General features: G+C 35.9%; 13 protein-coding genes. 7 read left to right on the top strand and 6 right to left on the bottom strand.

What is annotated here, in order from left to right:
• Positions 1-91: 91 nt before the first annotated feature.
• The 3 genes from pheT to ACY9Z2_RS11585 form a co-directional block, all read right to left on the bottom strand.
• Positions 92-2,515, bottom strand: coding sequence for a phenylalanine--tRNA ligase subunit beta (gene pheT / locus ACY9Z2_RS11595; protein WP_463609801.1), 2,424 nt, complete (start codon positions 2,513-2,515; stop codon positions 92-94).
• An 18-nt stretch (positions 2,516-2,533) separates the two neighbouring features.
• Positions 2,534-3,568, bottom strand: a complete 1,035-nt coding sequence (gene pheS, locus ACY9Z2_RS11590) for a phenylalanine--tRNA ligase subunit alpha (RefSeq protein WP_463609800.1) — start codon at positions 3,566-3,568, stop codon at positions 2,534-2,536.
• Between the two features lie 320 nt (positions 3,569-3,888).
• Positions 3,889-4,626 carry a TrmH family RNA methyltransferase gene (locus ACY9Z2_RS11585; RefSeq protein ID WP_463609799.1) on the bottom strand — a complete coding sequence of 246 codons (738 nt, stop codon included), beginning with the start codon at positions 4,624-4,626 and terminating at the stop codon, positions 3,889-3,891.
• 198 nt (positions 4,627-4,824) lie between these two features.
• Here ACY9Z2_RS11585 and sspI point away from each other — a divergent pair, with 198 nt between their 5' ends.
• The 6 genes from sspI (at position 4,825) to ACY9Z2_RS11555 (ending at position 11,021) form a co-directional block, all read left to right on the top strand.
• Positions 4,825-5,046 (top strand): small acid-soluble spore protein SspI, encoded by a 222-nt coding sequence (gene sspI, locus ACY9Z2_RS11580; protein WP_463609798.1) that lies wholly within the window; start codon positions 4,825-4,827, stop codon positions 5,044-5,046.
• Between the two features lie 522 nt (positions 5,047-5,568).
• Positions 5,569-7,167 carry a hypothetical protein gene (locus ACY9Z2_RS11575; RefSeq protein ID WP_463609797.1) on the top strand — a complete coding sequence of 533 codons (1,599 nt, stop codon included), beginning with the start codon at positions 5,569-5,571 and terminating at the stop codon, positions 7,165-7,167.
• Positions 7,168-7,185: 18 nt separating this feature from the next.
• Positions 7,186-8,409: an ABC transporter permease gene (locus tag ACY9Z2_RS11570; RefSeq protein WP_463609796.1), complete on the top strand. Its 1,224-nt coding sequence runs from the start codon at positions 7,186-7,188 to the stop codon at positions 8,407-8,409.
• Entirely contained in the window at positions 8,406-9,536 is a 1,131-nt protein-coding gene (locus ACY9Z2_RS11565) for an ABC transporter permease (RefSeq protein WP_463609795.1), read from the top strand. The genes ACY9Z2_RS11570 and ACY9Z2_RS11565 overlap by 4 nt, the downstream gene beginning before the upstream one ends.
• Positions 9,529-10,200: an ABC transporter ATP-binding protein gene (locus tag ACY9Z2_RS11560; RefSeq protein WP_463609794.1), complete on the top strand. Its 672-nt coding sequence runs from the start codon at positions 9,529-9,531 to the stop codon at positions 10,198-10,200. The genes ACY9Z2_RS11565 and ACY9Z2_RS11560 overlap by 8 nt, the downstream gene beginning before the upstream one ends.
• 203 nt (positions 10,201-10,403) lie before the next feature.
• Positions 10,404-11,021 carry a lytic transglycosylase domain-containing protein gene (locus ACY9Z2_RS11555; RefSeq protein ID WP_463609793.1) on the top strand — a complete coding sequence of 206 codons (618 nt, stop codon included), beginning with the start codon at positions 10,404-10,406 and terminating at the stop codon, positions 11,019-11,021.
• A gap of 141 nt (positions 11,022-11,162) precedes the next feature.
• Here ACY9Z2_RS11555 and ACY9Z2_RS11550 read toward each other — a convergent pair whose 3' ends face one another.
• Together ACY9Z2_RS11550 and ACY9Z2_RS11545 are read right to left on the bottom strand one after the other, a co-directional pair.
• Entirely contained in the window at positions 11,163-12,248 is a 1,086-nt protein-coding gene (locus ACY9Z2_RS11550; protein WP_463609792.1) for a M42 family metallopeptidase, read from the bottom strand.
• 72 nt (positions 12,249-12,320) lie between these two features.
• Positions 12,321-12,806 carry a dUTP diphosphatase gene (locus tag ACY9Z2_RS11545; protein ID WP_463609791.1) on the bottom strand — a complete coding sequence of 162 codons (486 nt, stop codon included), beginning with the start codon at positions 12,804-12,806 and terminating at the stop codon, positions 12,321-12,323.
• A 117-nt stretch (positions 12,807-12,923) separates the two neighbouring features.
• Here ACY9Z2_RS11545 and ACY9Z2_RS11540 point away from each other — a divergent pair, with 117 nt between their 5' ends.
• Entirely contained in the window at positions 12,924-13,316 is a 393-nt protein-coding gene (locus ACY9Z2_RS11540) for a sigma-w pathway protein ysdB (RefSeq protein ID WP_463609790.1), read from the top strand.
• A 54-nt stretch (positions 13,317-13,370) separates the two neighbouring features.
• Here ACY9Z2_RS11540 and ACY9Z2_RS11535 read toward each other — a convergent pair whose 3' ends face one another.
• On the bottom strand, positions 13,371-13,943 hold the full coding sequence (locus tag ACY9Z2_RS11535; protein ID WP_463609789.1) for a TVP38/TMEM64 family protein: 573 nt from the start codon (positions 13,941-13,943) through the stop codon (positions 13,371-13,373).
• Between the last annotated feature and the right edge of the window lie 76 nt (positions 13,944-14,019).

Below are 14,019 nucleotides of genomic sequence, written 5' to 3'. Positions count from 1 at the left end.
TTTTCAAGGAAGTGGTTTTCTTCCGAGGAGGCTGAAGCGTTGCCCGCGGAAAGCGTAATGTTTTTCCGTAGCGGTGCTCCCAACAATCATTTTAAGACCTTACATACGCACCAAATTGTTCTTTAACAGCTTCAATAATCGCTTGGTATGATTCTTCTACTTCGTCATCCTTTAATGTACGTGTATCTTCCTGATACAGTAAGCTGTATGCGATAGACTTCTCACCTTCAGGTAAATGCTCACCCGAGTACACATCAAAGATATGAACCTTTTTAACTAATGGTTGACCGACTTCTTCAATCACTTTTTGCACATCACCTGCATGGATTTTATCATCCATTACAAATGCTATGTCTCGTCCTATCGATGGATATTTAGATTGTTCCTTATAACTAGGAACATGTGAATACTTGTCTAAAACAACGTCTAAATTCAGATCAAAGATATACGTTTCGTTCAAGTCCATTTTCTTTTCTAAACGAGGATGCACTTGACCAACGTAACCTATCACTTGATCACCAAGTTGAACCGTTGCACAACGGCCTGGATGTAAGTCAGCTAACTTGGACTGTTTAAATGTTACAGGAATGTCTAAGAAAGTAAATAATCCTTCGATAATTCCTTTTACAACATAAAAATCAACTGGCTTTTTTTCTTGTTGCCATTGATGTTCCTGCCAAAGACCAGAAATAGCTCCAGCTAAACGGAGTTGCTCATCCGGTTGGTTTTGCAACACTTGTTCATTTGAAATAAATACTGATCCAAGTTCATAATAAGCAATATCTGTTTGGTTCCTTGCATTGTTATATGCAACTGTATGGAGTAATTCTGGAACAGCACTTAGTCGTAAATGACTATGATCCTCGCTCATTGGCATGGCAAGCTTTACTGGCTTAACAGCATCATTTATTTCTGGACTAATAAAGCTGTTGACATATTCCTCTCTTGTCAACGAATAGGTGATTGTTTCCATTAAGCCTGCACCCTGTAAAAAACCTTTTATGTCACGTTTTAGTTTCTGGTTACTTGTTAGCGCTCCTGCTTGACCAGATCCAGATGGAAGCGTGAAAGGTAACAGATCATATCCATAGATACGGGCTACTTCCTCCAGCATATCTTCAAAAATAGTGATATCCCCTCTGCGAGTTGGCACAGTCACTTGAAATTGATTCTGCTCTTCTTCATAAGCGAAGCGAAGTTTTCGTAAAATATCCCCAATTTCCTTGTGCTCAATTTCCGTACCAAGTCTCTTATTGATTTCATCTGTATTTATAATTACTACTTTTTCTTCTGTGCTTAATTCATTAAACTCAACAGGGTTTGCCAAAACTACCCCATCAGCATACTTTTCAAAAAGTTGACATGCTCGGATTCCTGCCCGTTTTACTCGGCTCGGATCTACCCCTTTTTCAAAACGTGTGCTTGATTCACTACGAAGTCCTGTATCCTTTACCGTTTTTCGAACTGATGTAGGGTTAAAATAGGCTGCCTCTAATAATAAAGTCGTTGTTCCTTCATGGACTTCCGTATTGGCTCCACCCATAACCCCAGCTAGTGCTACCGGTTCTGAACCATTTGTTATAACTACATGATCACTGGATAATTGCCGTTCTTGCTCATCTAATGTAACGATTGTCTCCTCGTCTTTCGCATTTCTTACCAAAATTTCTTTTGAATTTAATCGATCATAATCAAATGCATGTAGCGGTTGGCCATATTCAAGTAACACATAGTTTGTTATATCTACAACGTTGTTAATTGGACGAATTCCAGCCGCCATTAAGTAATTTCGCATCCATAGCGGTGAAGGCTTAACGGTAATATTTTTTACAACAAACGCTCCATAATACGGGGCTAACCTCTCCTCATCAACCTTAACTGAGACGTAGTCGCTTGTTTGTTCATTTGCTGATACATACGATTCTTCTGGTAAGTTAATCGGCTTATCAAGTATCGCACCAACTTCATAGACTACACCCATCATACTTAAACAATCTGCTCTGTTCGGTGTTAATCCCAATTCAAGAATTGCATCGTCTAGATTTAGTAAGGAAGTTACGTCTTGCCCGACTTCTACTTCATCAGGAAAGACAAAGATTCCATCTGCTACATCTTTCGGTACATATTTTTCAGCAATTCCTAATTCCTGTAAGGAACAAATCATACCGTTTGATTCAATTCCTCGGAGTTTTACCTTTTTAATTTTAAAATTACCAGGTAAAACCGCTTTTGGTTTTGCTACAGCGACCTTTTGACCTTGTTTAATATTCGGTGCACCACATATAATTTGTAATGTTTCATCTCCAACATCTACCTGACAAAGGTTTAATTTGTCGGCGTTTGGATGCTGCTCGCATTCTTTAACATATCCAACCACAACATTTTCGCTTTTTTCAGCGACATATTCAATTCCTTCAACCTCAATGCCTGACTTCGTAATTTTTTCTGCTAAGTCATCTGGGCTAATATCGCCAATGTCGATATAATTTCTTAACCAATTTAGTGATACTAACATTTCTTACTACTCCCTCCTTTAAGCCTGATGGTATTGCTTTAAGAATCGTTTATCATTTGTGTAAAATTGGCGGATATCATCTATTCCATATTTCAACATGGCAATTCGATCTGGCCCCATCCCAAATGCGAATCCTGAGTACACAGATGAATCATAGCCAGCCATTTCTAACACTTTTGGATGAACCATACCTGCTCCTAAAATTTCAATCCAACCTGTTTGTTTACAAACTGAACATCCCTCACCATTACAAACCTTACATGAAATGTCCATTTCCACAGATGGCTCGGTAAAAGGGAAAAAGCTAGGACGTAATCGAATTTTTCGATCTGCGCCAAATAATTTCTTAGCAAATACATCTAGTGTTCCTTTTAAATCACTCATTCGAACATGTTTATCAACGAATAGTCCTTCAATTTGTGTAAATTGATGCGAATGTGTCGCGTCATCGGTATCCCGACGATACACTTTTCCTGGACAGATCATTCTTACTGGTTTACTTCCATTCAATTCCCGCATTGTACGTGCTTGCACAGGTGATGTATGTGTACGCAATAACAGTTCATTTGTAATATAAAATGAATCCTGCATATCACGAGCCGGATGATCCTTAGGTAAGTTCAATGCTTCAAAATTAAAATAATCGGTTTCTACCTCTGGGCCTTCTCTTACTTCATAACCCATACCGATAAATAAATCTTCAATTTCTTCCACAATTGATGTTAGTAGGTGTGCACCACCAACATTTACCGGACGGCCAGGAAGTGTTACATCAATTGTTTCAGATGCTAACTGCTCTTCAAGTGCCTGTTCCTGTAATAAATTACTCTTTTCATCTAGTGCCGCCGTAATGGTTTCGCGTACACGATTGGCAATTTCACCTACAACTGGACGTTCTTCTTTCGAAAGTTTGCCCATTCCGCGTAACACTCCTGTTAATGATCCTTTCTTCCCTAAATAGGCCACACGAACTTCTTGCAGTTCTTTCAATTCGTTCACTTCTTTAACCTTTTCTAAAGCGTCTTGTTGAAGTGATTCAAGCTCCTCTTTCATTTGGTTATCCTCCTTTTTCCATATAAAAAACCCCGTCCTATAAAGGGACGAGGTTGTTATTCGCGGTACCACCCTTGTTGGCAATAAAAAAACTGCCCAACTCTTGCCTGATAACGGATCAAATCCGGGACACCTTTACTTGAGTAGTACAAGGTCTAAGTGCCAGCTCCAGAGTGAAACATTTTCAATTAAATAGTAGAAATGCTTTCAGTCCATGGCATCTCTTCCCTTTTCTATTTATGCATTGATTATGCGCTCTTTCATTGCTTACGTTTATAATTTGTTTTTATTATAGATAATATGTGAGATTGTTGCAAGTGCTACCCTTTAATATGATACATTAATATACCCGTTGCAATACTTACATTTAGCGATTCTGCTTTACCATGAATCGGAATCATAACATTATGATCAGCAAGGTCTATTAATACTTGATTAACACCATTTCCTTCATTTCCGACTAATAAAGCAACCTTTTTATCCAAAGGTATTTCCTTAAAGGGCTTTGCATTTTCTAATGAGGTTGCCCAAATTGAAAAACCTTCTTCTTGCAAACGTAATATTTTTTTGGACAACTCACGTTGAAACACAGGAATATGGAATAGTGATCCTTGGGTTGCCCGAATCACTTTCTCGTTAAAAAGATCGACTGAATGATCACCAATTACTACTGCATCAAATCCTACCGCATCTGCTGTTCGAATTATCGTACCAAGGTTGCCTGGATCTTGAATGGAATCGATTAAAAGAACCTTTTCAGCCTCTAACCAAGCAGGCTCTTTCATCTTTATAACTGCAGCAATGCCTTGCGGTGTTTTTGTATCGGTAATATGTTGAAACACATTATCTGAAACAATCGTACAGCTATATTCTTCAAGATTGTTTGTTATAGCATAGCCGTCCTCCACGATTATTTCTTCGATCTCCCAATCACTAGTAGCAGCTTCTAGGACAAGATGTTCCCCTTCAACTAGGAATAGCCCTGAATTCACGCGGAATTTTTTCATTTTTAATTTTGCCCACTTTTTCACCTGGGCATTCTGAACTGAAGTTATCATACAATCGCACCTTTAATTGTTTTTTTCCAAAAGATTGTTGTTTTTAACAAACTGCTATGTGACCACATGATGTCTGTGGCGGATATTTGAGGAACAAATTTCACAAAATAAGCCCTATTAATTATACAGTTATCATACATATTTCAAACTATGTAGGTCAAACTATTTATAGTTAAAACTATTTGAGGAGTGAAAATTATGGATTTGAATCTTCGAAAAGCAATATTAAGTAATATAGCTACAAATAATCAAGAACAACTTGAGGCAACAATTGTGGATGCCATCCAAAACGGAGAAGAAAAAATGCTTCCTGGTCTAGGCGTCTTATTCGAACTCATTTGGAAAGAATCAAATGATGATGAAAAGAAGGAAATGATCGATGCATTAGAACAAGGTGTAAAAAATATTACTACAGAATAATGTAAAAGGATAGATGCCACAAACAAGCATCTATCTTTTTTTGTGTAATTAAGAAATATCTCGAAAGTCTGTCTAGCTCCAGCGCCCAGCAACTAGCAAACTTCACACTCCTCCACTGTGATAAGTCAACATCGGTTCGTTCCTCACCGTGTTTCCTTTATCTCATTTCGAAGTGCTCCAGTTTGTACGTTGCTGAACAGGCGCTTGCGCTTTTCTAATAAAAAATAGCTATAAAGTCCTGTTACTTTCTTTTTTTTTCGACACTTTTCAGTAAAATAAATAATAAAGAAAAATAAAATACATATATTTCCATTTATATAGGTAATTAATCACTGTTTATTATCTTTAATTTAAGATATTTTAAGGTCTTAAGAACTAATTAATTTCTCCCTGGTTATGGAACATATTGACTATTTTTTATTGCAAGGTAAAATGAATTTATAGAAAAGGTTGTAATTCAATAAGTAGTCTTATCATACATATCATTACACCCTAATTAAGAAAAGGAAGAGGTTTTGTTACATGGATGAATACGTTTCAAGCAACAACGGTAAAAAAGGCACTTCTAAAAAATTCTTAATCTTCATTATAACAGCATTATTAGTAGTTGGTGGAAGCGTTGCTGCTTTTGTATTTTTAAATATGTCTGATAAACAGAAATATTTCTTGGCAGAAAAAAATAGCATAGAAGCAGTTACTGAACAGATGGAAAATCGTTTCGAACCAGAACTAGAATGGCAAGAGAAAGTTCAAGAAAATCCAACAGAAACTACTCTTGAGTTAGCAGGAACATTTAATGATCCGTCTGCAAGCTTAAATGCATTCGGGCCTGCCCAAATTATTAACAATTCAACGGTGACCATTAATAATGCAATTGACCGGAAAGAAAAGAAAATGGCTACGAAGATAAGTGGCGAATTTGGCGGCATCAAGATAGAAGGATTAAACGTTTATCTAACATCAAAAAAATTGTTAGTCGAGCTTCCTTTTCTTCAAGAACTGCTGCAAATTAAAGAAGGCGATGTAGGTAAGCTTCTACATGAGATCGACCCAACAATTTACACAGGTGAAGAGAAGGTAGATTTCAATACATTTTTTAACAATACAAAGCTATTGTCTGAAGAAGATGCTGAGTACTTAAAGAAAGAATACCTAGAAATGATTTATAATAATCTTCCAGAAGATGCATTCAAAGCAACAAATGAATCTGTAAAAGTAAATGGTGAATCAGTTGATGCAGAAAAAATTACATTTCATTTAACTGAAAAACAGTTCAAAGATTTGTTAGTAACAACGATGGAAAAAATGAAAGACGATAAGCGACTAAAAGAAATTATTCGTGAACAGCTTGCCGTGTCATCGCTTGGAGCAGGAGTTTCTAGTTCGAACCTCTCTCCATCACTTCAAAACGATATCGATAAGATGGTAGAAGAATTTGAAACTGGCTTAAAAGAAGGTATTAAAGCACTAGAAACATTCCAAATTCCAGATGGATTTACATCAACAATTTGGGTGAACGATGACCTAATCGTAAAACGTGATTTTTCTATTACAATGGGACCGTCAGAGGATCAGTTGATAACACTTAAGATTAATGGTACACAAATGCTTGGAAAAACGAATCAAACATTTAACTACGAATTTGCAAGCGTTGAAAATGATCAAGAATCAACCATGACTATATCTGGCGATCTATCATGGAAGGACAACAAAGCAGAGGATACTATTAAACTAGTTACTGGTGACGGTGAATTTACTTACGAAGGATCCTCTACATTAACTGACGGTAAACGAGATTTTGAACGAGTATTTACCTTGAAGACAGGTCAAGATCAAGGAAGTCTACATTGGACTGGTAATGCAACTTACAAGGAAGACAGCATGAATTCTGAAAATACGCTAGACCTGCAAGTTCCAGGCATGCCAGAGAACATGGTCAGCCTAGAAATTGGTAAAGAAGCAAAATTAATTAAACAAGTAGAAGTTCCAGAAGATCCTGAAGTTAAGGATATTGGTGGAATGAGTGTAAATGAGATAGCGCAATATTTCCAAATGGAAGTAGCTCCACAATTTCAACAATGGTTAATGGGAGTTATGGGCGGAAATCTTAACGGATTCTAAGAAACGGGTGCATGAACAATGATTTTCTTTCATCACATATATCTGTTTATAAAAAATAATGGTAAACAATTGCAGAGGAAGTGGGCTACACTTCCTCTGCTTTTTCTGTTTCCTATTGTTCTCGTTGGATTAACAGCTTATAGTATTGTTACTTTTTTTACCCCAGAAGATCATTCTGTCATCCAAGTTGGATTGGTGGACAAAGATCAATCAGAAGAAACTAAAATGGTTGTTAAGCTATTAGAAGAGTCGTCTCAGTTAAGTAATTTTATTGAAATAAATGTTATGACAGATGAAAAAGCCGAAAAGAAACTGGAAAACAATGACCTAAGTGCATATATTATTTTTCCGACTCGTTTCACTAGCGATTTATATAATGGTAATTCCGTAACAGTAAACATCGTAGGAAATCCTAATAAACCATTAGATAGTTACTTAGTAAAAGAGTTAATTGAAAGTGTCTCAAGACATATAAAATCTGCACAAGCTAATATATTGACCATGAATTACTACGCAAAAAAATTACCTATGGATGATCAAACACGGAATGACTTTCTGTACAAGCAGTTTACAGATTTTGTTTTCTACACGTTGGGAAAAGATAAAATTCTTGATGAAGAAACATTAACAAACCACGTTACGAATTCCACGTACAAATACTATGGTCTCGCTGGAATATTCATTGTTCTGTCAGTATGGTTACTGTCATTTTATTCAATTCTTTCAAAAGAGGAAAGCAATCGAATGATGAGTCGTATGCGGCTGTATAATGTTACCCATTCTCAACAAATTATTGCTAAAATCATCATTTCAATAGTTGGCTCAATGGTATTAATCCTTATACCGTTACTTTGTTTTTTTACATATTTTGAAAACGAATTATATGCTAGCGATTACGTCAAAATTGGATTGCTGTTCCTTATATATAGTTTTATATTTTTAATTGGCTTAGCTATTATTGAAGTTATGATACGTGCTGCAAGACTTCGTCTACTAATCCACTCTTTTTACATAGGTGTTTGTTTATTACTGAGTGGAGCTATTGTACCTAGCCTTTATTTTCCATACTATTTCCAAGATGTTTTACCATACGTTTTTTCACATCAAACACTTTATTGGCTACAGGAAATAATCGTGAATAATAGGGTTTATGTCGACTACATTCCGCTTCTGTCTTTCGGAGTTATTGGTGTATTTATCTTTGGCGGGATTAGTTTATGGAAGGAGCGTGTTTCACGATGAAAAACATACTAGAGGCACGACTCTTACATATGAAAAAGCATTGGTTTAGTATACTTTTCTGGCTAATGTTACCGTTACTTGCATCGATTGGTACTACCTCCCTTATCACTACCGTCCAAGAAGATAGCAAGATTCCCGTAGGTATAGTAACGAAGGAAAATAGCGATATAACACAGGAATTAGTAAATGAAATTTCGTCTACTTCCTTTATTACAATTAGTAAACTACCAGAAGATGTTGCACTATATCAGTTAAAGAAGCATGAATTAGACAGTGTTTTTGTAATTGAAGAAGGATTTTCATCTCAGGTTCAAGCTGGTAAGCGAAATGATATTATTACGAGTTATCAAACTAAGCAATCATTCGCATATACACCTGTCAAAGAATTGATTATTTCATACGTCCAACAGGAAACAGGTCGCTCTAAAACAGCTCTTATTATCAAAGAACTTGCTGCTTCTTATCAATCTGATAAGGGTTGGACCTGGGAGCAAATTATTGCAAAGAGTAAAGAAATCCAGAAAGATGAAAATTTATTAAACACCTCTTTTTCCTTTACAAAGGTAGATCAACAATCAACAGAAACCTTTCGCTTATGGAACATATGGGGGATTTGGGGTGTGTTTAGCTTGCTATCTACTCTTCTACTCTTTGACTGGGTTGTAAAAGAACATCAGTCACCTGTCTTGCCAAGGTTTGCATTTATGCGTGTACGATTCAAAAGCTTCCTGATACTAAGCTTGCTCATTTATAGTGTGATTATGATTATATTGGACGCTATAACAGTGTTTGTTTTTCAATCTATTTATAATTTGGAAGTCAATTTATCGTTTCTTATTGGATTATTAATTTATCGATTCACGCTTCTATTGGGCGGATTTTTACTTTCTTTATTGTACAACAATATATTTCGTTACTACGTTGTATGTTTTGCGATTTCACTACTTGCCATGATTGGAAGTGGTGCAATACTACCAACTGACGGGTTTACTGCTAACTTGCCATGGATTCAATTAATTAACCCACTAAACCCTTTGTTAACAGGTGATATCTTAAATTTTTGGCCACTATTTTTACTTATAGCTATTACTATTTGGTATAGAAGAAAGGAGCGATACCATGCTTAGCGTGTCATCACTTTCGAAGTCTTACGGGAAAAACAACATCGTTAACAATATATCATTCAGCCTAAATCGTGGTGAAATAGTCGGACTGGTTGGTGAAAATGGGGCTGGAAAATCTACCTTGCTGAAAATGTTAGCAACACTCTCTGTACCTAGTAGTGGTTCCATTTCTTTGGAATCGTTCCTATACACTAAAGACATCAAAGGTGTTAGAAAGAAAATTGGATTTGTTCCCCAAGAAATAGCTATATGGGAAGATTTAACGGTAAAAGAAAATATGCGCTTTTTTGAAAAGCTTTGCTCGAATAACAAATCTACCGAGGAGCTACATCAATTATGTCTAGATATGAAATTAGAAAAATGGGAAGAGCCAGTAAAGAGCTTATCTGGTGGGATGCAGCGGAAATTAAACATTGCTATAAGCCTTATTCAAGATCCTGAGCTTTTGTTGTTGGATGAGCCGACCGTCGGAATCGACTTAAAGTCTAAGAATGAAATTGGAACGTATTTGAAAAAAGTTGCTCAAGAGAACGGGACAATGATACTATTCACGTCGCATGATATGGATGAGATTATGCGTGTTTGTGATCGGATTTTATGTATTGGCAAAGACACCTTCTATCAATCTGTCTTAGAGGAAGCTGGAGTAAATCCACAAGTATTGTAATGTGTCACTTCACTGGTACGGAATTTTCACTTTCCCTACTGAATAGCTGATCAAATTGAATACATAGTTAAAAAACACTCGGAAAATCCTGATTTACTTTTTTAACTGTAATTTTATTGCCTCTTAATGTGGGCTAAAATCTTATTGCATCTATTAACCATTACGGATAAAATAGATACTATAGTGAAAGGAGAATCTTATTTATGGAAGTAAAAGATTTGCAGAATCTAATTAAATTTCAAGCGATGTCGATTATGTCTTCAGGCAATGACTCTATGTCGTATAATTCTCCTTTAGTAGACTTGGCATTTAAACAATTACTACAAAATAAAATACAGCAAGCAGAATCAAAACAACAAGCTTTTCAATTATATAATAATGTTCAAAGTCCTCCATTTATCAATACATACAATCCTGTTAGTACAACGGATAGTACAACAGCACCAACACAATTTAATGCGTTAATAACACAATATGCAAACAAATATGGAATAGATGAAAAATTAATTCATTCTGTTATAAAAGCAGAATCGGGTTATCAAGCAAACGCACGAAGCAATGCCGGTGCACTTGGGTTGATGCAATTAATGCCTCTGACTGCTAAAGGACTTGGGGTATCGAACCCTCTTAATCCATCTGAAAACATTAAAGGCGGGACAAAATACTTAAGCCAAATGCTGGACCGTTACAACGGGAATATTGAATTAGCGCTTGCAGCATATAATGCTGGACCTGGTAATGTTGACAAATACCAAGGTATACCACCATATGAAGAAACACAAAACTATGTTAAAAAAGTAATGAACAGTTATTTAGCATAAAGTGAAATTTCATCCAGTCAGCCCCTTGTTCCACCCTGTGAATGATAGTTGCGCGAATTGCATATTTGGATAGTTTTATCAAGGGGACCCGATAAAAGGGGATAAAAAACAGTAGCCAATTTTCGGCTACTGTTTTTTTATTTATGATAATACAATCTCGTTGACTTTATTACTGTCTAATTTTTTAATTGTTTCTACAATCAATTTTACAGCATTGTCAAAATCGTCTCTGTGTAAAATCGCTGCATGAGAATGAATGTAACGTGTTGCAACAGTAATAGATAATGATGGAACGCCATTTGCAGTTAAATGAATGGAGCCTGAATCTGTTCCACCACCAGCAATTGTTGCGTACTGATATGGAATATTGTGATCATCAGCAGTTTCAATGATAAAGTCACGAACACCTTTATGCGATATCATTGATGCATCATACAAAATGATCTGTGGTCCTGCTCCTAACTTACTGTCTGCATCCTTATCCGATACACCTGGCATGTCCCCTGCAATTCCTACGTCCACAGCAAATCCGATATCTGGCTTAATTGCATGAGTTGAGGTTTTAGCTCCCCGTAAGCCTACTTCTTCTTGTACAGTACCAACACCATACACAACATTTGGATGGTTTGTTCCTTTTAATTGCTTTAATACTTCAATAGCAATTGCACAACCAATACGGTTATCCCATGCTTTAGCTAACAGCATTTTTTCATTTTTCATTTGGGTAAACTCAAAGTAAGGTACAACAGAGTCACCTGGTTTTACACCAAATTCAAGTGCTTCTTCTCTACTTGATGCACCAATATCAATGAACATATCCTTAATTTCTACTGGCTTTTTGCGAGCCTCAGGTGATAGTACATGAGGTGGTTGTGAACCGATGATCCCCGTTACGTCACCTTTGTTTGTCATAATCGTAACACGTTGAGCAAGCATAACTTGTCCCCACCAGCCGCCGACTGTTTGGAAGTATAGAAATCCTTTATCATCAATTCGTGTAATCATAAACCCAACTTCATCCAAATGACCCGCAACCATAATCTTAGGACCGTTAGCGTCACCAGTTTTCTTAGCAATTAAACTACCTAGATTGTCGGTGTACACTTCATCCGCATATGGTTTAATGTACTTTTCCATTACTTCTCTTGGTTCTTTTTCATTTCCGGGAATACCTTTAGCATCGGTTAAATCCTTAAACATGGTAAGTGTTTCATCTAATTTTGCCATATGTATAATAGCCTCCTTTTGTAGAATCCACTTTCAATTATAACTTTATTTAGAAAAATAACAAAACATTTACTAGTAACCTTGTTCTTGTCGCACATAATTTTTTTCATTCTTTTTATGATATGCACCCATAATCTCCTGTTCATCAAATCCAAGTACAGTGCCTAAGTCTAAGAAGCACTCGAACATATTCGTGTAGTTTGAGAGACTTGGTTCTTCTTGAAATTTTACACAAAGACTAAACATTTGATTGAATTGACGTGTAGGATCTTCTTTGGAAATAGAGTTATAGCGCGATTCATAACGATAGCCCTTTTCTAATCCTAATGATAATATAAAATGTAACCCATCAACATATTCTTCTAGAATCGTTTCTTTATCACTTGCAGCTTTTGTACTCCAAAATTTAAAGCACCGTGTTTCATTTGCGAGCTCTCCTAATTCGACGAGCAAAGCAAGAAACTTGGAATCAAAAATTGTCGTCTTATCAACATTATGATTTTCTTCTATATGGCGATCTAGTTCCTGTTGCATGGAAAATAATTTTGTCCAGTCCAATTTGTTACCCCATTTCTGTTTTACTAAAATTGTATCATGAAAAACGAATAAAAAGTGAAACCTGTTTCTCTTTTGTAACGTATAAAGGAATAATAACTCTCAAAGGGACGGATAAAGATGATTATTCTATTGTTTCGGATATTGATTATAATTTCTATTATTATTCTCGTCTATACATTTTATCAGTATTATCGAAATCCAAAAAGAAAATTACAAGTTGCCAAAGCAAATGAAGATTTTTATTTTTTGGATCAACCGGATAATAGTAAGAAAAACTTTCAATTCGTGTATAAAGGATGTTCTTTTGAAGGGGAAAAGTATCTCGGTACTACTGATCAGGCATTTGAAGTAGTAACAATTCACGTGTTTGTCCATGAACCATTGGAACTAAAAGGATTTGAGCGGGAAGATTTATATTTTCTTGAAAAAGAAATATTGTTGCGCTACCCGTACGCTAAAATTGAATGGAAACATCCAATAAGCGAACTAGTTTTAACCCAAATGGAATGATATTGACGCCGGATATAACAATTATAAAAAGGAATCCGATTATGGATTCCTTTTTTAGGTTCTGACTGGAAAAAAATCATTCCATTTTATAATAACTTCTTTTCTTCTCAGAAAATATATAAGAGGTAGTAATGCTAATAATAAAATAATGATATACGTTGGGGATAAATTGGATATCCATTTTCCAATTGAGGTATAAACAAAGGCCAATGGAATATTGGATAATAATGAAGATCTCGTGTAATCCTTAAATCCTTGCGATATTTCAATTAAACAAAGTGACAACAGATGAAAATGAATGAAAGGAACTAATCTAAGAATTGCCACTTGAGATGTTGTTAACTCTGAATGCTTTCCGATTAGTTTCCCTTTTAGGTAAACAAGCTTTTTAAATGTTTTTGGCATCCATCGAATAAATCCGTAAAACCCGATGCTGGATAATGTAATACCTATAATCGAATATACTGTACCGGCGACTGCTCCAAATAAAATTCCTCCTGAAATACATATAAACACCACTGGTAGAAAAAACAACGGACGAAGTAAATGAAAGCTAATAAACAATAGTGGTGCAAATATTCCACCTGTTTCAACCACCGCCATTAAATAACTGCCAAACAGTTCCATACCATGCCTCCTTTGCCTGCCTACACCATTCTGTAACAGCATGTAAATCGAACCACTTGGTACATGTATATGACAT

It is taken from the genome of Virgibacillus sp. GM2-2 (assembly GCF_055329585.1).
This window is presented reverse-complemented; position numbering and strand designations above follow the sequence as displayed.